Origin of the sequence: Pedobacter lusitanus (genome assembly GCF_040026395.1) — a bacterium.
Classification (GTDB): domain Bacteria; phylum Bacteroidota; class Bacteroidia; order Sphingobacteriales; family Sphingobacteriaceae; genus Pedobacter; species Pedobacter lusitanus.
The window spans coordinates 2,495,949-2,517,014 of the sequence record NZ_CP157278.1 but is presented as its reverse complement, the minus strand read 5'-3'; the positions used below and the strand labels follow the sequence as shown (position 1 = coordinate 2,517,014).

17 protein-coding genes are annotated in these 21,066 nt (G+C 37.7%); 9 read left to right on the top strand and 8 right to left on the bottom strand.

The genetic code is table 11. From position 1 onward, the window contains the following. Positions 1–25: 25 nt before the first annotated feature. The 3 genes from PL_RS10615 to mnmD all read right to left on the bottom strand — a co-directional run bounded on the left by PL_RS10615 (position 26) and on the right by mnmD (position 3,190). A complete protein-coding gene (locus PL_RS10615) occupies positions 26–1,138 on the bottom strand; it encodes an AI-2E family transporter (RefSeq protein WP_041882946.1) in 1,113 nt (370 codons plus the stop codon). Positions 1,139–1,230: 92 nt separating this feature from the next. Further along, on the bottom strand, positions 1,231–2,187 hold the full coding sequence (locus PL_RS10610) for an aldo/keto reductase (protein WP_041882956.1): 957 nt from the start codon (positions 2,185–2,187) through the stop codon (positions 1,231–1,233). A 313-nt stretch (positions 2,188–2,500) separates the two neighbouring features. Continuing rightward, on the bottom strand, positions 2,501–3,190 hold the full coding sequence (mnmD, locus tag PL_RS10605; protein ID WP_041882945.1) for a tRNA (5-methylaminomethyl-2-thiouridine)(34)-methyltransferase MnmD: 690 nt from the start codon (positions 3,188–3,190) through the stop codon (positions 2,501–2,503). A 61-nt stretch (positions 3,191–3,251) separates the two neighbouring features. Here mnmD and PL_RS10600 point away from each other — a divergent pair, with 61 nt between their 5' ends. After that, entirely contained in the window at positions 3,252–3,590 is a 339-nt protein-coding gene (locus PL_RS10600) for an MmcQ/YjbR family DNA-binding protein (RefSeq protein ID WP_041882944.1), read from the top strand. Positions 3,591–3,600: 10 nt separating this feature from the next. Further along, entirely contained in the window at positions 3,601–4,617 is a 1,017-nt protein-coding gene (locus PL_RS10595) for a hypothetical protein (protein ID WP_041882943.1), read from the top strand. 81 nt (positions 4,618–4,698) lie between these two features. Here PL_RS10595 and PL_RS10590 read toward each other — a convergent pair whose 3' ends face one another. Next, the gene (locus PL_RS10590) at positions 4,699–6,741 is read right to left on the bottom strand and encodes a M13 family metallopeptidase (protein ID WP_410429560.1); all 2,043 of its coding nucleotides are present in this window, start codon (positions 6,739–6,741) and stop codon (positions 4,699–4,701) included. A 454-nt stretch (positions 6,742–7,195) separates the two neighbouring features. On the opposite strand from PL_RS10590, the gene PL_RS10585 reads away from it, so the two are divergent. From PL_RS10585 to PL_RS10570, 4 genes are all read left to right on the top strand, one after another. Continuing rightward, positions 7,196–9,349, top strand: coding sequence for a S9 family peptidase (locus PL_RS10585; RefSeq protein WP_041882942.1), 2,154 nt, complete (start codon positions 7,196–7,198; stop codon positions 9,347–9,349). Between the two features lie 5 nt (positions 9,350–9,354). Continuing rightward, entirely contained in the window at positions 9,355–9,900 is a 546-nt protein-coding gene (locus tag PL_RS10580; protein ID WP_041882941.1) for a GNAT family N-acetyltransferase, read from the top strand. 48 nt (positions 9,901–9,948) lie between these two features. Beyond that, the gene (locus tag PL_RS10575) at positions 9,949–12,621 is read left to right on the top strand and encodes a valine--tRNA ligase (protein ID WP_041882940.1); all 2,673 of its coding nucleotides are present in this window, start codon (positions 9,949–9,951) and stop codon (positions 12,619–12,621) included. Between the two features lie 1,091 nt (positions 12,622–13,712). Further along, a complete protein-coding gene (locus tag PL_RS10570; protein ID WP_160292117.1) occupies positions 13,713–14,117 on the top strand; it encodes a DUF3887 domain-containing protein in 405 nt (134 codons plus the stop codon). Positions 14,118–14,242: 125 nt separating this feature from the next. On the opposite strand, the gene PL_RS10565 is transcribed toward PL_RS10570, so the two are convergent. Further along, positions 14,243–14,704, bottom strand: coding sequence for a type I restriction enzyme HsdR N-terminal domain-containing protein (locus PL_RS10565; RefSeq protein ID WP_041882937.1), 462 nt, complete (start codon positions 14,702–14,704; stop codon positions 14,243–14,245). Between the two features lie 54 nt (positions 14,705–14,758). On the opposite strand from PL_RS10565, the gene holA reads away from it, so the two are divergent. Then, a complete protein-coding gene (gene holA, locus PL_RS10560) occupies positions 14,759–15,784 on the top strand; it encodes a DNA polymerase III subunit delta (RefSeq protein ID WP_041882936.1) in 1,026 nt (341 codons plus the stop codon). Positions 15,785–16,012: 228 nt separating this feature from the next. Continuing rightward, entirely contained in the window at positions 16,013–16,417 is a 405-nt protein-coding gene (locus PL_RS10555; protein ID WP_041882935.1) for an EVE domain-containing protein, read from the top strand. Here the strand turns inward: PL_RS10555 and PL_RS10550 are convergent. Both PL_RS10550 and PL_RS10545 read right to left on the bottom strand, forming a co-directional pair. Then, positions 16,414–17,604, bottom strand: coding sequence for a cation:proton antiporter (locus tag PL_RS10550; protein WP_041882934.1), 1,191 nt, complete (start codon positions 17,602–17,604; stop codon positions 16,414–16,416). The genes PL_RS10555 and PL_RS10550 overlap by 4 nt on opposite strands. A 56-nt stretch (positions 17,605–17,660) precedes the next feature. Continuing rightward, positions 17,661–18,182, bottom strand: a complete 522-nt coding sequence (locus tag PL_RS10545) for an acyl-CoA thioesterase (RefSeq protein ID WP_052496366.1) — start codon at positions 18,180–18,182, stop codon at positions 17,661–17,663. Positions 18,183–18,301: 119 nt separating this feature from the next. Between PL_RS10545 and PL_RS10540 the strand changes: the two genes are divergently transcribed. Further along, positions 18,302–19,792 carry an alpha-amylase gene (locus PL_RS10540; RefSeq protein WP_041882933.1) on the top strand — a complete coding sequence of 497 codons (1,491 nt, stop codon included), beginning with the start codon at positions 18,302–18,304 and terminating at the stop codon, positions 19,790–19,792. A 7-nt stretch (positions 19,793–19,799) separates the two neighbouring features. On the opposite strand, the gene PL_RS10535 is transcribed toward PL_RS10540, so the two are convergent. After that, complete coding sequence (locus tag PL_RS10535) at positions 19,800–21,065, bottom strand: DUF5103 domain-containing protein (protein WP_041882932.1); 1,266 nt, start codon at positions 21,063–21,065, stop codon at positions 19,800–19,802. Position 21,066: the final 1 nt, after the last annotated feature.

Sequence of the window (21,066 nt, the reverse complement as noted above, 5' to 3'; positions counted from 1 at the left end):
GGGTCTGGTTAAAATCTTTGCGGTGTTACTCGGGTTCTTCGAGTTTTATTTTTTTAGTGATCTGGTATACCTTTCGTTTTCGCTGTGGTTTTTCCTGTTCGCCAAGTAAAATACCCCATGGTTTTAATTCATCGACACGGTCAAATATAATCTTAAGTATAGCCAGGTAAGGAATACATAAAAACATACCTGAAATTCCCCATATCATTTCTCCTACAACAATTCCAATGAAGGCAAATAATGCATTGATTTTTACTTTTGAGCCTACCACCAATGGCATCAGAATATTACCATCCAGTGTATGGATCGCAACGTAAGCTATGATGACAAACAGAACTTTGGTTGCACCGGCAGTAGCGAAAGTAATCAGCACACTGATCAGTAAGGAAGAAAAAATCCCAAGGTAGGGTACAAGGTTAAAAATACCAGTAATCAGACCTAGCAGCACCGCATATTTTACTCCCAGAAGTGATAATACAACAACTGTTAATGCAGTCACGATTAACATCTGAAGAAACAGCCCCAGGATATAACGTTTAATTATGTACTGAATTTGCTCCACAATTTGTTTGACTTTTTCTGAATGTTCTTCTTTAAACACACTGATTAGAAAAGTGAAAAGGATACGGCGGTAATTTAAAATAAAGAAAGTGAACAATAAAAGGAAAGCCAGAAACAATAATGTAGAGGATAAAGTCATCAGTGTAGCTCCTACTACCGTAGCGCTGGAGGCCAATGCTTTAGTCGCACTTTCCTGTAAATAATCGATTTGCTTATGGGCATTTACGTTAAAAGTATGAGATACCCAGATCTGCAGAGCTTCAAAGGAATGTACCGCCTGTTCCTTTAACAAAGGCCAGTCCTGGCCTAAATCGCTTAGCTGATTAGCCAGAAAGAACATAATACCAGAAATTACAGCTATCATCAGTACAACTGATACTATAGAAGCCAGGCTCCTTTTGAATTTCCATTTTTTCTCCAGAAAATTTGCCAGTGGCAATAATAATAAGGCCAGTAAAAAGGAGGCCAGCAAAGGGGCAAGAAGACTATGACCTAATATTGCCAGATATCCGAGTGCAATAATTGAAAATAAGACCAAAGCAAGTTTGGCATAAAAAGGAGGGGAGATGTATTTCATTTGTAGGTGAATTTAATGATAAAGTCTTGCTAAAAACAAATGCCCTGCCAATTATTTTGGCAGGGCATTACAAATACGATTTACTTTTTACATTATTTCCAGGCACTTGCTTCGTCCAGGATGGATATATCTTCTATATTAAGTTTTAAAGATGCAGCCCTAGTCAGATCTTTTAACTGATTCAGACTAGTTACACTTGCAATTGGCGAGGTGACCGATGGTCTGGCAATTAACCAGGCTATGGCGACACTTGCAAGTGAGGAATTGTATTGTTCTGAAACTTCATCAAGTGCCTTCAGAATTCTGAATCCTCTTGGATTCATAAAATCTTTTACAGCACCACCTCGCTGGCTTTTGCTGAGGTCTGCTTCCGAACGATATTTTCCGGTTAGGAAACCACTTGCCAGTGCATAATAATTGATTACGCCAATATGGTGATCCAGACAGATTTGCTCCATCTGTTTTTCAAATTCTTCTCTTTTGTACAGATTATATTCCGGCTGGAAAGTCTGATATTTTGGTAAGCTTAAACGCTGACTTGTTTCCAATGATTCTTTAAATCTTTCAGGACTAAAGTTGGATGCACCTATCCAGCGTACTTTTCCGGCCCTGATCAGTTGATCGTAAGCTTCCAGTGTCTCCTGTACAGGGGTTTCGGGATCATCGTAATGAGATTGATAAAGATCGATATAGTCTGTTTTTAATCTTAACAAAGAGGCATCAACAGCTTCCAGTATATATTTTTTTGAAAGACATTTCTTCCCGTTTACATCCATATTACTGCCTACCTTGGTTGCCAGTATAATCTGATTACGGTTATTACGTGCCTTAATCCAGTTTCCAATAATAGTTTCAGACTCACCACCCTTATTTTCCGGTACCCACCTGGAATATACATCCGCTGTATCAATAAAATTAAAACCTGCTTCTATAAAACCATCCAGAACTTCAAAAGATTTTTTCTCATCTAACGTCCATCCAAAAACATTTCCTCCAAAAGTTACCGGCGAAACCAGCAAATCTGTATTACCTAATTTTCTTTTTTCCATCTGTAAAATATTTGTTTTCATCGGTATTAATTCGTCTTTAATTACCATAAGACTATCTTGTACTTATCCATTCTTCTCACAATTTCTCTATTGAATTTGTGTTCAGGAGCCGGCGAAAATTCCGGCTCAATCAGTTCGCACATGATAGTTTTATCAGTATAGGTCTTATCCCCGGGTATACCCTATGTGGTTTTCCGGGAAGCACTCTCAAGGATACAGATCAAATAACCTGCAGGATTTTTAAGAGCCTCAAAGATTGGCCTGAAAACAAATTTAATTGACAGAAGTTCAAGTTTAGTCCGGGATTTGTAAATTAAACCGTTGTTTGTTCGGCAAGAACTTTAATTGCGCGCAGCATTTCTCTTTTCCCGGGAGCACCAGGAAGTTTTTCAATTTTCATACCACAGCTCTTCAGTGCGCGTTTTAGTTTTCCTGTAATTGCATAGGTAACAAAAATTCCATTGGGCTTTAGAAATGAGCAAACGTGACAAATAATCTCGTCTGACCACATTTCTGGCTGATGCTGTACAGAGAAGGCATCAAAGTATACCAGATCAAATAGTTTCTCAGACTTAAAAGCTTCCAGTGTGGTATGGGCAATAGTTAGTTCCTGATCCGCATTTAATGAGGTGGCTGAACATAATGCTTTAGTGTAAACGTTCATCAGGTTGTCCCAGATCGGCACCGGAACATATTGATTATATTGTGTTGAGGTAAGTTCTTCCTTACTTAAAGGATAAGCTTCTATTCCGGTATAATTGATAGAGAGGCCATGTTCATCAGCATAAGCTGAGGTGAGCAGGAAATTCAGACCGGTACCGAAGCCTATTTCCAATATAGAGATCAGTTGTCCGGGGAATTGAAATTCGGCCTGTTTTAATCCGGCATCAATAAAAACATGTTTGCTTTCCTGTAATGCGCCATGTTTGGAGTGATAGTGCTCTCCAATGGTTTCATTGTATAAAGTATTGGAGCCGTCTGCGGTTTGGGTGATGATATTCATTTCTACAAAAATACCACATAAATTCTAAACAAGCTTTGTAGATTAGCAGCAAATTACTAAGATGGATGTTGAAATGTTCAGGGACTACTGTCTCAGCCTTCCGGGAACTACAGAAGAAATCAAGTGGGATGATAGTCTTTGTTTCATGATCGGGAAAAAGATATTTGTGATGAATTCACTGTCAACTGGTGGTCTGGCCTTAAAAATTAATCCTGAAGAATTTGAACAACTGGTTGCAAGGGATGGAATTATGCAGGCAAAACATCTGGCCAGAGGACAGTGGATAGGCATAGGTAGCTTTGATGTGCTATCAGACACAGAATTAAAAAGAAGAATTGCAGAATCAAGGCTGCTTGTTTTGAGCAAGCTATCAAAGAAAATACAAGAACAATATATTTAAAATACATTTTATGACTAAGAAAGTTTACCTGATTATTATTATTTCAATATTTTCAAGTACTATAACATTCGCGCAGGGAAGCCTTGATATCCATTTTAACGGTATGGGTTTTATGGATAACAGGGAATATAAAGATTATGTTTCCAGATCTAATACTTACTCTGGTACCAGGCTGGCATTAGACCTGGGATTAAACCTGGACAGTAATAACCGTTTTATTGTTGGGGTAAATGCACTACATGAATTTGGTTCAAGGAGATTCATGAAAGTAGATCCTGTTGCTTATTATAACTATAGAAATAAGAACTGGAATTTTAACATCGGAGCATTTTCAAGAGAAGGCTTGCTTAGTGATTATCCGCGGGCGCTATTAAATGATACGCTACGCTACTACCGTCCGAATGTGCAGGGGATGTTGTTAAGTTATAAAAATGAACATTTTACTGAAACAGTATGGATTGACTGGCTGAGTAAACAGACAGCAACTGACCGTGAACAGTTTTTAGTTGGCTTGTCGGGTAAGTATCGTCCGGTGACTACTGGTCCTTTTTATGTGTCTCATTATTTTCAGTTGATGCATAATGCCTATACTTCGAATGAACAGGCTGGTGATCATATAGAAGATAATGGCGGGCTGCAAGTAAAACTGGGGCTGGATTTTAGTCATAAAACAGTGCTGGATTCTTTAACTATTGAAGCCGGAGCTATGGTTTCTATTGAAAGAATCAGAGATGTAACAGACCTGAATACGCCCAAAGGATTCGTAGCCAGCGCTTATCTGGGTTATAAACGTTTTGCTCTATTTGATGAATTTTATAAAGGTCAGGGGTCACGTATCAACTATGGAGATGGGTTCTATCAGAATAAGACCTACAACAGATTAGACTTAATCTATACCCCTTTAATATTTAAAAATATTAAAGGATCGTTCGTTTTTAGTTTGCACAATACTCCGTCAAGAATGAGCAGTCAACAGGCATTCAGGCTAACCTTTGATCTGGGTAGAAAAGTTTTAACCAGATTTTAGTTACCTGTGTAAGCACAAATTCTGAATCATAAAAAAACGCCGCTACTGAGTTAAAGTAGCGGCGTTTTTCTTTTGATGGAATTACCAGAGTCTGATTCTGTCTTCTGGTTTTTTGTATAGTTTATCACCTGGTTTCACATCAAATGCTTTGTACCAGGCGTCCATGTTTACCGGAGCACCAATCGTTCTGAATTCTCCCGGAGAATGCGGATCAGTTTTAATCAGCTGTGCTGCATTGTCAGGTAAGATATTGCCTCTCCATACCTGTGCCCAGGAAAGGAAGAAACGCTGATCAGGAGTAAAACCGTCGATTTTTTCTTCAGATTGTCCTTGTTTGGTTAATTTGAACGCAGTATAAGCAGCATTTAAGCCGCCTAAATCACCAATGTTTTCGCCCATAGTCAGTTTACCATTCACATGAATAGTATCCAACACAGTGTAAGAATCGTATTGTTCGCCCAGTGCTTTTGTTTTAGCTTCAAATTTAGTACGATCCTGATCTGTCCACCAGTTACGTAGATTGCCGTCTTTATCATACTGACTTCCGCTATCATCAAAACCATGAGACATCTCATGACCAATTACCGCACCTATACCGCCATAGTTGATTGCATCATCTGCATTTGCAGCAAAGAAAGGGAACTGTAGAATTCCGGCCGGGAATACGATCTCGTTCATTGTAGGGCTATAATAAGCATTAACTGTAGGAGGGGTCATTCCGAATCTGGTACGGTCTACAGGTTTGCCTAACTGGCTAACCATATCGTTGTATCCCCATGTGCCTACATTTCTGAGGTTCTGGAAATAAGTTTTGCGATCAATATTTAAACCTTCATAGTTCTTCCATTTATCCGGATAACCTATTTTAGGTACAAAGGCATTCAATTTAGCTAAAGCTTTTTCTTTAGTTACATCACTCATCCATTCCAATCCTTTGATTCTGGTTTCAAATGCAGAACGCAGGTTTTTGATCATTTCTGTCATACGCGCTTTAGCCTCAGGTTTGAAATATTTAGCTACATATAACTGTCCTAATAATTCACCCAGTGATCCATCAGTTTTAGACGACATGGTTTGCCATCTTGGTGTTTGTACTTTCTGGCCTGTCTGTGCCTGATTAAAAGCAAAGTTGGCTTTTACAAAAGGAGAACTCAGATTTGCTGCAGAGTTCTTAAGTACGTTCCATTCCAGATAAGTTTTCCAGTCGGATACCGGAACAGCAGACAACATTTCATTCAGGCTGACAAAGAATTTTGGAGAACCTACCAAAACAGTATCCTGTCCCTTTGCCAGAAGTTTTGGTAAGGTAGCAGTCCAGTTAATGTTTGGCGTAGTTTTCTCAAAAGCAGCAACAGTAAATTTATTATATGTTTTATAAGGATCACGCATTTCAAGACGTGACATCTGGGCTTCAGCCAATTTTTTCTCTATAGCAAGTACAGTATTTGCTTTTTGTTTTGCTTCAGTAGCAGAGCTTCCGGTTAGCGTAAATAAGGTAGTCATATAGTTCAGGTAAGCCTCACGGATCTTTAATACCCTGCTGTCATCCTTTAAATAATAATCACGATCAGGCAGGGTGGTTCCTCCCTGGCCAAGTTGTGCTACATATTTATTTACATTTTTTCTATCCTGGCCAACATAGAATCCATACATAGGTGCTCCTATGCCTGAAACTCTCATAGTGATGACTTCATCAAGTATTCCCTGAATATCTTTAATCTTATTAATTCTTGACAAATCAGCTTTGATAGGGGTATAGCCTAATTTTTCTATCGTAATGCTGTCCATTGCGGCGGCATAAAAATCGCCAACACGTTTTTTTACTGATCCGGCTGGTGCAGAACGGTCTGCAGCGGCTTCTTCTACAACACTTTTTACAGCATTAATATTAAAATCTCTTAATTCATTGAAACTTCCCCAGCGTGTTTCTTTGGCAGGAACTGGATTGTTCTTGATCCAGTTTCCACTTGCATATTCGTAGAAATCGTCTCCTGGTTTCACTGTAAGATCCATGTTTGCCGGATCTATGAACTTTTTAGGAGCTGTTTGTGCATAGGAAGAATAGCTTGCCGCTAATATTCCTAAAATGGCAAAGTAGCCTTTCAGGTGTCTTGTATTCATCATTTGTTTTTAATAAGATCTGCCACCCAAAAACGAATCAGGTTAAATTTTGTATAAACAGAAATCATACGGGAAGGCAATGTTGGCTCAAAATAACAAATGAGATTTACAAAAGCTTATTCTAATGAAAATATTACTGAATCCGGGAGTTGATGGTACTATTTATTGAACCAGTAGTAGAGCTTGGTCAATCCTAGTTTTTTGATGATTAGTCCTGGAAGAAGGAATACTTTGATCGCTTTCATAAAATATAACCTGATGAATTGATACTGTATTAACATATTTTAACATTTATTATTGTGCAGATATGAAAAATTAGTTTATTAAGAACCTTTTAAATTAAGCTGCAAACAATTTTATCAGCTGAACTGAAACAGGCTCCTGGTTATTTTTCAAATTGGGTAAAATTCACCCCGGTACACCATAATTGCTATATTTGGCCATCAAATTTAAATTAATGAAGAAACTGGTTTTATTTCTACTGTTGCTATCTGCAACCATAATTGTAAACGGTCAGCAGAAAAGCCTGAGTATGCTTGATGCAATGTCTAAGATACGTACAACGCTTGCTCCTGAAAAATTAGAGAATCTGCAATTCCTTTATGGAACAGAAGATTATGTTTATACAAAAATAGTTGGCGGTGAGAAGGTTTGGTTTAAAGGCAGTTCGGCTCAAAAAGAAGATCAGCCTTTTCTGACTTTAACGCAGCTCAATCAGAAATTAAGTTCAGCCGGGCAGGAAACGTTACAGGCTATGCCAGCCATTACATTTAATAAAAGTAAAGAATGGTTACTTACCGTAAAAGGTTCACTACTGGCCTATGATCCGGTGAAAAATACTTTTGCAGTATTAATGGATAGTAAGTTAGCAGGTCAGGATAAAGCAGAAAGAAGTATTGCCGGTTATACAGCTTATCTGGATCATTATAATTTGTTTGTTAATGATGGTAAAACAGCGAAGCAGGTAACTAATGACGGAACGGGTAATATCGTTTATGCTTCTTCGGTACACAGAGATGAATTTGGGATTTCAAAAGGAACTTTCTGGAGTAATAATGGTAAACAGCTTGCTTTTTACCGGATGGATCAAAGTATGGTCGCTGATTATCCTATTATAGACTGGACTACCCGTCCGGCAAAAAATGTTAATATTAAGTACCCTATGGCCGGTGATAAAATCCATGAGGTAACTGTAGGAGTTTATAATACGCAGACTCAAACGGTCATTTATCTTAAAACCGGAGAGCCGGCAGAACAGTATCTGACCAATATAGCCTGGAGCCCGGATGATAAATTTGTTTATATCGCAGTTTTAAACCGCGGACAAAATCAAATGGAACTTAAACAGTTCGATGCGCAGACCGGTAATTACATTAAAACTCTTTTTGAAGAAAGAGATGAGAAATATGTAGAACCATTGGTGCCTGTGTTCTTTTTGAAAAATGACCCGCAACAATTTATCTGGCAAAGCAACAGAGATGGCTGGAATCATTTGTACTTATATAATACGGCTGGGAAACTGATTAAACAATTGACTAAAGGGAAGTGGGAGGTCACAGAAGTAAAGGGCTTCGATGCTACTGGCGATAATTTGTTTTATGAGTCAACTGAAGAGTCACCAATTACCAGAAATTTATATGCTGTGAATATTAAATCTGGTAAATCAACAAGGGTTACTACCGGTTTTGCTACGCATAAGACTGAAGTAAGTACATCTGGAAATACTGTGATTGATTATTTCAGTACAACTAAGAATCCGGGTACTACTGAATTGATAACCGTTAAAAAAGGTCTGAAAAAACAGTTGTTGCAGGCAGCTGATCCGTTGAAAGATTATCAACTGGGAGAGTCATCAATTTTTACCATTAAAGGAAAACAGGGAGATCTGATCTATTGCAACCTATTTAAACCAGTAGGATTAGACAGCACTAAAAAACACCCTGTAGTGGTTTATTGGTATGGCGGTTCGCATGCACAGTTAATTCATGAACAATGGAATGGTGGAGCTGGTAATTACTGGTTTCAATATCTTGCGGAACAAGGTTTTGTAGTGATGGTTATTGATACAAGAGGAAGTGATAACCGTGGTAAAGCATTTGAGCAATCTATGTTCAGAAGAGCTGGTGATGTACAAATGGAAGATATGATGTCTGCTGTGGGTTATCTGAAAGGTTTATCTTATACAGATGAAAAAAATATGGGGCTGTTTGGATGGAGTTTCGGTGGTTTTAACACCGTAGATTTTATGATTAACCATCCCGGAGTATTTAAAGCTGCTGTAGCAGGTGGGGCAGTTACGAACTGGAATTTCTATGAGGCGATGTACACAGAACGTTATATGGATACACCAAAAGAAAATCCTGATGGTTATGCAGCAACAGATCTGACGAGCAATATTCAAAAACTGAAAGGTAAATTATTACTTATTCATGGATTACAGGATAATGTTGTTTTGCAACAGCACACTGTTGAACTGGTAAAGAAAGCTGTAGACAATAATGTGCAGGTAGATTATATGATCTATCCTGGTCACGAACATAATGTGATTGGTAAAGACAGAACTCACCTTTATCAGAAAGTAACTGATTATTTTATGCAAAATCTTAAATAGTATTCATGGTAGTATTGAAATTTTTTACGGAAAGACTAAAACTGAGATTAGTGGAAATGGCTGATCTTGAAGCAATACATGTATTGCATCATCTGGCAGAGACTGATCAGTATAATACATTGGGTATTCCTAAAGATCTGGAAGAAACAAATATAATTGTAGATGGCTGGATTAATGATCACCAGAAAAAAACAATTACAAACTATACTTTCGCCGTGGAATTTGAAAAGGGAGGTTTTGTAGGATTGGTTTCATTGAAATTATCCTCTCCAAAATTTAACAGTGCCGAAATATGGTATAAAATTAACGTAGACTTCTGGAATCAGGGTTATGCAACAGAAGCAATACTGGCGGTAATCAGATTTGGATTTGATCGCTTGAAATTACATCGTATCGAGGCGGGTTGTGCTGTAGAAAATCTGGCTTCTATCCGGGTACTGGAAAAAGCTGGTATGACCAGAGAGGGAAGAAAACGGCAAATCCTGCCTTTGGTAACCGGATGGATGGACAGTTTTGAATATGCCATTCTGGACGAAGAATGGAAAGCCTAAATATTTTCCGCTAAAAACCCTATTTTTGCATTTTAATCAGCAAAATCAATGAGCATTTCTACTAAATACGATCCCGCCGAAACCGAAGATAAATGGTACAGCTACTGGCTGTCGAAAAAGTTCTTTCATTCTGAACCAGATGAACGTGAACCCTATACAATTGTAATTCCTCCACCAAACGTCACTGGTGTTTTACATATGGGCCACATGCTTAACAATACCATTCAGGATGTGATGATTCGCCGCGCACGTATGCAGGGTAAAAATGCATGTTGGGTACCGGGTACTGACCATGCTTCTATCGCTACAGAGGCTAAGGTAGTTGCCATGCTGAAAGAAAGAGGAATCAGTAAAAAAGACCTGACACGTGATGAATTCATGACCTATGCCTGGGAGTGGAAAGAAAAATACGGTGGTATTATCCTCGATCAGCTGAAGAAACTGGGAGCCAGCTGTGACTGGGACCGGACACGTTTCACTATGGAAGACGATCTTTCAGAGTCGGTAATTGACTGCTTTATTGATTTGTATAAAAAAGGAAAAATTTACCGTGGTGTACGTATGGTAAATTGGGATCCTGCTGGTAAAACAGCTGTTTCTGATGAAGAAGTAATCCGTAAGGAAGTAAACCAGAAATTATACTATATCAAATATTCTATCTCTCCGGCTACTGGTGCAGACACTGAATTTTTGACGATAGCTACTACGCGTCCCGAAACAATTATGGCTGATGCGGCAATCTGTATCAATCCTAATGACGAGCGTTATACTCATCTGAAAGGAAAAAAAGTTTTTGTTCCCTTAATCAACAGAGAGATTCCAATTATTGAAGATGAGTATGTAACTATGGATTTTGGTACTGGCTGTTTAAAAGTAACACCAGCGCATGATCTGAATGATTATGAACTCGGTGTGAAGCATAAACTTCCGGTAATAGATATATTAAATGATGACGGTACTCTAAATGAACTTGCTGTTATTCTGGTAGGAGAAGACCGTTTTGTTGCCCGTAAAAAAATAGCTGTATTATTGGACGAGGCTGGTCATCTGGAAAAAGTAGAAGACTATAAATCACAGATTGGATTCTCTGAACGTACAGATGCAGCGATTGAGCCTAAGCTTTCCTTACAATGGTTCTGTAAAATGGACGAAATGGCTAAGCCTGCATTAGAAGATGTATTGAATGGTGATGTCAAACTTATTCCGGAGAAATTTACAAATACCTACCGTCACTGGATGGAAAATGTAAGGGACTGGAATATCAGCCGTCAGTTATGGTGGGGGCAGCGTATCCCGGCCTGGTTTGATGATAAAGGAGACTGGGTAGTTGCAAAAACTAAAGAAGATGCTTTAAATGAATTCTTAAAGCTTAAAGATATTGATGGCAAATTTACTGAAGAAGAAGCAAATGGTTTTAAACATCAGCTTGCAGCTTTTATCAGACAGGATGATGATGTACTGGATACCTGGTTTTCTTCATGGTTATGGCCGATGTCAGTATTCAATGGCCTGAAGGATCCGGGAAATAAGGACATCAATTATTATTATCCAACTAATGATCTGGTAACTGCTCCGGAGATTTTGTTCTTCTGGGTAGCGCGTATGATTATGGCAGGCCATGAGTTTATGGGTAAGAAACCATTCACAAATGTTTATCTGACTGGTATCGTACGTGATAAATTGGGTCGTAAAATGTCTAAATCATTGGGGAATTCCCCTGATCCGATTGGTTTGATCGAGAAATATGGTGCAGATGGTGTAAGGGTAGGGATGCTATTGTGTTCTCCTGCAGGTAATGACCTGATGTTTGATGAGAGTTACTGTGAACAGGGAAGAAATTTTGCTAATAAAATCTGGAATGCTTTCCGTCTGGTAAAAGGATGGGAGGTTGACGAGACTTTAGCGAATCCTAATGAACAGGCTATTTTATGGTTTGAGAACCGTTTTAATGAGGCACTTGCTGAAATTGAAGATAACTATAAGCAGTACCGTTTATCAGAAGCACTGATGACTACTTATAAACTGGTTTGGGATGATTTCTGTGCATGGTATCTGGAAATGGTAAAACCTGTTTATCAGCACCCTATTGATCCTGTATCCTTAAAAGCAACCATTGGTTTCTTTGAAAAAATATTAAGCCTGCTTCATCCGTTTATGCCATTTATCACTGAAGAATTATGGCATGATGAAATATTTGGAACAAAAGGAGAGATGGACTGCATTATTGTGGCGCCATATCCTGTAGTAGGTTCGGCAGATTTATCCCTGCTCAAGGATGTTGAAATTGTAAAAGGAATAGTTGCGGAGGTTCGTAACGTCCGTAACACTAAACAGATTTCTCCTAAAGAAGGATTGCCTTTGAGTATCAAAGTAAATTCTGCTTTAGCTTATGATAAATGGTTAACAATTATTTCTAAACTGGCTAACATTACAGCAGTCGATTTTGTAAACGATAAGGTAGCTGGTGCAACTGCATTTATGGTTGGAAACGATGAGTTCTTTATCCAGCTGAATGAAACAATTGATGTAGAAGCTGAACGTGAAAGATTGAATGGAGAATTGGTTTATCTGCAAGGATTCCTGAAATCTGTTGATGCTAAACTGAGTAATGAGAGGTTTGTGCAAAATGCCAAACCGGAGATCATTCAGAATGAGCGTAATAAAAAAGCAGATGCAGAAGCTAAGATTGCTATTATCCAGGAGTCTCTTTTAAGTTTGTAAATTAGTAAAAAAAGAAGGTCTTGTATTTAGGTGACGCGTTCCATTAGGGAACTATTACCTGGGTACAAGACCTTCTTTTTTTGTTGAATTTTTGGGTTTAAAATGCTGTCAGGATAACGGAAGTTACTCCGTTTTCTCTTGAGGGTTTCTTTCTCCTGATCATTGTCGGTGTGCAGCTGTGGTCTATTACATCATGTGCTTTTGTCGTTAAGTGATGATGCGCCGGGTAGGGGGGATCCCTGATAGCCTTTATAAATTTATAAACAGATTATTGGTAGTTCATGAGATATAGGTGTTTTGATATCTATATGTTTTGATGTTAATGTGTTTTGATGTATTATGTTTATTCAGGTGCCCTGATGTTTTGTGTTGTTTGTTAATCTTCTGATAATAAGTGTTTAATCTGTTTTTATTAAGCTGTTATAAGATGTTCTGATATCTAGATATTTATGTGTTAAGATGTCTTTTTCTGTGTTTTGTTAAAGCTTTTGTTATTTCTGTTGATGTTTTGATATCAGGATATAATTATATTAACACATCTGATTCCGAGTTTATCTTGTCATTGTATATTGATATAAAGACATTCTGATTTCTCTGTGTTTTTGAATTGTAGTCGATTAAATTGCGAGTTTAAGTATATGTTTATATACTGATGTGTAGATATCTAGATGTAATTGTGCATGGCTGGTGATTATCAGATGTTATAGATAATTATGTCTGGTAAATAGATATATCGATGTTCCTGGCTATAAAACGAGTGATTGTCGTTTACTTTAGCACTGTTATAGGTATATGAGTGTATTGATATTTAGATGTCTATATATGTATGTGTTTCTTGTTTTTTCTGGGAGCTCTGAAGTCTATATATCCTTGTATTATGATATCATTATACCTATGGTTTCGCCTGCAGGTTCATATCTTTCTTTTCCATCGTTTATGGTGTTAATCAATACTTTCAGATAACTGATGATTTATTGATTACTTTCCATAAGTTTCAAATTCTTAGGGTAGGAACCATGAATGGGAGGAATGTAATTTTGATTCTTTTGGAAAGGATTTTTATTGATTAAATTGCATCAAACATAATGCAGATGAAATCCTCAATCTTATTAATTATTGTATCATTATCCTCATTTTCAGTATTTGCACAAGATAAATATGCAGAGGATGCCGCAAAGAAATTCGTAGCTCAATTTAATAGTCAGAAGTATGATGATATTTTCGATTCTTTTTCGTCAAGGTATCAAAAGAAAGTAACTAAAGAAGGACTCAGATCATATTTAAAGCAAATTAAGGGGATGACCGGAGGATTCAAATCCGCACATTTTAAGACAAAATCATACAGACTTTACAGTTATTTTTTGATTGCAAAAATAGAAGGAATTAATGCTGATTTTCAGTTCAGAACTGATAGTGATAATAAAATTGACTTTATTAGCTTCCAAAGAATTGGCGGAAGCAGCAGTCCGCCACCAATTGGGAGCATTAATAAGTAATGAAATTGAAGGTATATTGATATCCGGATTGACCGATTATCGGGAATAAATATTATAAGCAATTTCTAAACCAGGCGATGTACTGTGTTTCATGAATGAGGAAATTTCTGGTGTTGAAATGTTTTTTATAACAGCCCGTACTCAGGCAGTTCTTCAACAAACAGGAATTGTGAAGAAGCATGATTAATGTGAGCATAACAATGTTTCAACCCATTAGTCACCACCAGCCATCTGGCCTTATGAATAGAATTATATCTTGCTGCCTGATCAAATACACTTTGAGAAATTTTAATTGACGGAGCTTTACACTCAATCACCATAATCCTTTCCCCAGAAGTATTAAAAATAACTATATCAGTTCTTTTCTGTAGCTGGTTCAGACTCAGCCCCCCTTCAATCTGTATCAGTGATTTCGGGAACTTTTTATCTTTGATCAGATAATGTATAAAGTGCTGTCTTACCCATTCTTCCGGAGTTAAAACAAGATGTTTTTTTCTGACTTCATCAAAAATAAAGTACTGTTCTTCCTTTTCAGTTATCCTGAAAGGGTGATGCGGTAAATTCAATGCGGTAGGTGTAAATGCCATTTGTGCAAAAATAACCTTTAATAATTAGTAATTAGCCGTTACATTTGGATAATTATGACTGCTGCTGATATTATCAAAGACCTTAAAGCTAAAAAATTCAAGCCTGTTTATCTTTTGCATGGTGAGGAACCTTATTATATCGATCAGATTATTCATTATATGGAAGATCATATATTGAATGATATGGAGAAAGGGTTCAATCAAACTGTATTATATGGTAAAGATACAGACATGGCTACTATTTTAAATGCAGCGAAGCGTTATCCGATGATGTCAGATTATCAACTGATAGTAGTTAAAGAAGCGCAGGACCTGAGATGGTCAAAAGAAACTGAAGGAAGCAGTAAAGAAGCTGAGTTTATCCAGAATTATTTTGAGAAACCACTGGACAGTACAATTCTTGTCCTGGGGTATAAATATGCAAATTTTGATAAGCGTAAAAAGATATTCAAATCAATTACCAAAAGCGGGGTAGTTTTTCAGTCAGATCCGGTAAGAGATTATAAGCTGGCTCAGTGGATTGAAGATCTCGTTAAAGAGATGGGTGCAAAAATAGCACCTCAGGCATCAGCTTTGATGGCAGAGTATCTTGGAGCGGACTTATCCAAAATCTCAAATGAGATAGAAAAACTATTATTAAATATCAGTAAAGAAACAGTTATTGATACAGATCTGGTACAGCGGAACATAGGAATCAGTAAAGAATATAATGTCTTTGAGCTGCAGAAGGCTTTAGCTTCCAGAAATGTGCTGAAATGTAATCAGATTATTAATTATTTTGCCGACAATCCCAAAGCTAATCCTATGGTGATGGTGATGGCAAACCTGAACAGCTACTTTTCCAAGATATTGAAATACCATTACTTACAGAACAAGGGAGATGCAGCCAAAGAATTAGGTGTAAATCCGTATTTCGTGAAGGATTATGAAGCTGCTGCCAGAAGTTATAATCTCAATAAGACATTTGATATTATCAGTCTGCTCAGAGAATATGATTTAAAAAGTAAAGGAGTGGACAGTACAGGTAACGTAACAGATGGAGAGCTGCTGAAAGAACTGTTGTTTAAAATGATTCATTAGCACTATAGGTTTTTTAGCTGATAAAGAACAAGCAGATCTGAGGCAATAAAGGCGTCAGCAGCTAAAGGTTTTGTACCTGCAGGGTTGCTCAATTTGATTTTGTGTTATTTATTTAACCACATATCCTTTCTCTTTTATTAGTTTTGGATTTGAATTATAAGCCCGGGGAGATTGATTGTTTTCATCTTAACATTTTCTTCCTGCCGGCTTTATTAAAGCAGATACATCATGAATTATTTCTTAGTCAAATCAGAACCTTTTAAATATAGCTGGGAGCAGTTTAATAAAGATGGACGTACCTTTTGGGATGGCGTACGTAATTATCAGGCACGTAATAATCTCAAATTAATGAAAGAAGGAGATCTTGTTCTTTTCTATCATAGTAATGAAGGCAAACATATTGTGGGGATTGCTAAGGTAGTGAGAGAATTTTATCAGGACCCAACTACAGATGATGCGAACTGGGTTGTTGTTGACCTTGCACCTGTAGAATCATTGAAACATCCGGTTACACTGGAGCAGATCAAGGCTGAAGAAAGTCTTAAAGATATTTCACTGGTCAGACAAGGACGTCTTTCTGTGATGGAGCTGAAAGCCAATGAGTTTGATAAAATACTGGAAATGGGCAGCTAAGCAGGCTGCTCAGCTTTGATCATTTTTTTGCTCGCCAAAAGACCTATACTCATGACTAAACTTGAACCCAGTACTACAAGAAATAAGAATGAGGTACCTATTTCCGGCAATCTTAATGACGGAGGTAAATTATAATACAATAAAATACTGATCAGTCCGCGGGGAGCAATTACGCTCTCCGTACCACTGTTCTCTTTTCTGAATAATTTGAGATAAATAATCCGGATCAGGTAGATAGTCATCAGAATAAATATGCCATTCATGATCGTGATGCTGTTATTCAGTTCATAGATATTCATGGTAAAACCGAAGATGACAAAGAAAAAAGTCCGGATAATAAAAGCACTTTCTGCCGATAGCTGATGCAGCTGTTCAAGATCTCTCGATAAATTCTTATAAATGAAAAGACTTCTGAAATAGAAATGTTCAATCGCATCGGCATTATTGAGAAACAGTCCGAAAGACAATACCAATACCAGTGAGGATAAATGATAGGATTGTCCAACAGCATAGACCAGGATCAGTATCGAGATAATCAGGAAGAATTTGATATGATGTGATATCTTCCCCATCAGGTAAAGCAATAATATACAGGAGATAATTGATAAGACGATGATAAGCAACGTGCTTAATCCCAAACCTGTAAAAGAAGAAACAGAGATATGAGGATTGGAAACAGCAAAATTAAATAAGATGATCCCCAGTATATCAGAAAATGAAGATTCATAAATGATAAACTCTTTGCTTTGCCCTGTTAAAGCAGCAGCCGATGGGATAGCTATTGCTGAGCTGATTACACTAAATGGAATTGCATTGGTAAAACAGCGGTAAAGATCCTGTCCGGTGATCTGGTGAATAATAAATGTGATTACCGTTACCGTTGCAGTCAGAATAAAAAATGCAGACAAAAATGCACCCCGGATCAGTTTATTCTTTTCCCGCTCATATTTTAATTCCAGGGCTCCCTCAAAAACTATTAAAATCAGTCCGACAGTACCTAATGTCGGGAGAACTTTTAAAAAGTCAAAGGTCTGGAAATGCAGCTGATCGACCAGTACACGTAAACCAATGCCCAGTAATAGCAGTAATAATACGGATGGTAATTTTGTTTTGCTGGCTACTAAATCAAACAGGTAAGAAAATATGACCAGTCCGCTCAGAATAATCAGTGTAGTGTACGTGGTCATATTATTCGTTTAAAATATTGAAAGCTTTAAATTTATCCAATAAATTTAAATGTCTTTTACTCGTTGAAGAATAAAGCTTTCAGTTCAATAGCGTCATTAGCTTTCATTTTACCAGCCAGAATCAAACGTAGTTGTCTTCTTCTTAATGCACCGGCAAATAATTCAATTTCATCTTCTGTTTCTGGTAACAACTCAGGGACAGGAATTGTTCTGCCGCTCTGGTCTACTGCTACAAAAGTATAATAAGCTTCATTAGATTTAACACGGGTTCCTGAAGGAATGTTTTCTGCCCATACATCCATACGGACTTCTACAGAAGTATGAAAAGCACGGGTTACCTTAGCTTCAATTGTAATTACATCACCTAATTTAATAGGTTGTTTAAAAGATACATTGTCCACTGAAGCAGTAACTACAATCCGGTTACAGTGTTTTTGTGCAGAAATCGCAGCGGCGATATCCATCCAGTGCAGTAACCTGCCACCCATTAAATTGTTTAGCGTATTGGTATCGTTGGGTAGTACCAATTCATTCATGACAGTGAATGAATTTTTAGGATTTTTAACTATTGTGCTCATATTGCTGCAAAAGTAAACAAAATGTGAGACTTCATGTTATTCTATTGTTTTCACCCAATTAAGATTACACACAAAATATCAGTTGAACATCAAACAGCTTCTAAGCGCATCCCTTAAATATGAGCAATCAGACCTTAATACAATATTTCCACTGGTATTACAATGAAGAGGAAAAACTATGGCAAAAAGCTGCAAATCAGGCTTCCTCACTCAAAGAAATCGGGATAACGGGAGTTTGGTTTCCGCCGTCCTATAAATCAACAGAAGGAGCAAATTCTGTAGGTTACGACAGTTACGATTTATTTGATCTGGGAGAATTTGACCAGAAGAACAGCCTGCCCACCCGGTATGGTACAAAAGAAGAATATTTACGGGCCATTAGTGCGCTGCATGAGCAGCAGATTATGGTTTTGGCCGATGTGGTCTTTAACCATAAAGCAGGAGGAGATGAACTCGAAAAAGTTCCGGTCAGGAGAGTTGCAGCCGAAAACAGAGAAGAGTATACTTCTGAGGTTTTTGATATTGAAGCCTGGACTAAATTTACGTTTCCCGGCAGGCAGGGTAAATATTCAGAATTTATCTGGGATAAAAGTTGTTTCAGTGGAATTGACTGGGCGGAGGATTTGCAGGAAACAGCAATATTTTCTATACAGAATCAGTATGGAGAAGGTTGGGAGGATGTGCCGTCCAATGAATTAGGTAACTATGATTATCTGATGTTCAATGATATCGAATTCAGAAACCAGGCTGTCCGTGAAGAGTTGAAAAGATGGGGAGAGTGGTATTATCAGACCTGTGGAGTAGATGGATTCAGATTAGATGCTGTTAAACATATAGCCACTGATTTTCTGAATGAATGGCTGGATCACATGAAAGCAAAATTCAACAGAGAGTTCTTTATTGTTGCCGAAAACTGGGTGGAAGACGATGTTATACATCTGCGCAATTATATAGATCTTACAGCTGGCAGAATGCAGCTGTTTGACTCTATGCTGCATCTTAATTTTTACAAGGCCGGCCTTGCAGGTGATCAGTATGATCTGAGTAAGATATTTGAAAATACGCTGATAGAATCTCATCCGCATTTGTCAATCACTTTTGTAGATAATCATGACTCACAACCTTTACAGGAGTTGCAGTCTTATGTAGATTTTTGGTTCAGACCAATAGCCTATGGGCTGATTCTTTTGAGAGAACAGGGGGTGCCCTGTGTATTTTATCCGGATATATACGGAGCTAAATATGAAGATAAAAACGAGGAAGGAGAAGATACAGCAGTAGAACTGGTCAGTATTGACAGCCTGCCTTTAATGACTAAAATCCGCAGAGATCTGGCCTATGGTTTTCAGCGTGACTACTTTGATCACCCAAACTGTATAGGCTGGACAAGAGAAGGAGTATCTGAACTGGAGCAATCAGGAATTGCAGTAGTTGTCAGTAACGGAGAGGCAGGAGCAAAAAAGATGGAAATAGGAGCTGCTCATGCAGGTAAAATATTTATTGATGTAATGGGTTACAGACCAGAAGAAGTTTTTATAGATGAAAATGGCTGGGCAGAGTTTTATTGTCAGGCCGGGAGTATTTCAGTCTGGATCACAAAAGGTATTTAGCAGAATTTTATTTCTGAATATTATTGAACAGGCTGTATCCGATCAGTTCATCCCATCTGCTGCCTGGTCTGCGGAAATATACAAATGCCTGATAAGCATTTTCTGTTTCGAAGAAAGAACCTTCCAGAACAGTGTTGTCTACTTTTCCTGTTGTATTATCTTTCCAGACATACTGATAATCATATAAACCCTGTTTAAGATACAGACTGGCATAGAACTTCTTTTTAGAAGCAATATAGCTCAGTTTGTTTTCTTCAGTAAGCGTATAATTATTAAACCTGCCAACTACGTAGATATCACCATTAGTACCAGGAGCAGCAGTGTTCAGCATAAATTGAATACGGCCATAATCACTTTCAGTTTCATTCTCCCTGTTATCCTGATTGCGGATAAAGAAAGCACCATTTTCGTCAATCTGCTGAGTATACTTTAATGCGGTGCCATTCTGATCGGTAAATAAAACAACATTATTGGTGCTGTCTGTAAACTGATCCTGTACATGTTCGCCTTTATAACGCAGACTGCGGAAGTCGAATTTCCTGAATTCGTTACTCCCCTTGTAGTCATTACTGCCCAGGTCATTATAAATTAAAGAGCCGGGCTTAACGTAAGTAGGTTTGGTATTCAGTTTTTCGGTAAGCGGGTTCCCATTCTGCATCAGTACCAGTTTAATATCCTGATAAGGGTTCTGTATCGGATTTCTGTGCAGTACAGTAATATTTACTTTCTGATTGCTGAATCTTAAGGAAACCTCATTGCTTGGAATGACTTCGGGCTGAATATTTACCTGCTGATCGTAGATGTAAAAACGCTGTGATATTACAGGTTTGCTGACATCTCCGTTTTCATAAACCTTTAACAGGTAATTACCTGAAATCTTTGGTTTGATCTGATCATTAGGGAAAGTAAGCGAATAGTGTGTATACTTCTGAAGTGTTTTGGAAGAGTAGGCATAATCAATAACCCTGTCCTCATTCATGCCATCCAGATAGTCCAGTGCAGACAGATTGGATGATTTCCAGTCATAGGTACAATGTTCTACCGTATACCAGTAATTTTTACTGCCACCTCTGAGATCATCAAAAGAGAAGCTCAGCTTCTCTGATGTACCCAGGGTGATTACCGGGAAAGATTGCTCTTTTTGTGTATTGTAAAGCTGGACAGTTTTGATTTGCGGAGAATAAACTTTATTATCATATGTAAATTCCTGCTGTGCCTGCAATTGTTGTAAACTAAACAAACATAAAAAGAGCAATATTCCGGTTCTGATCATT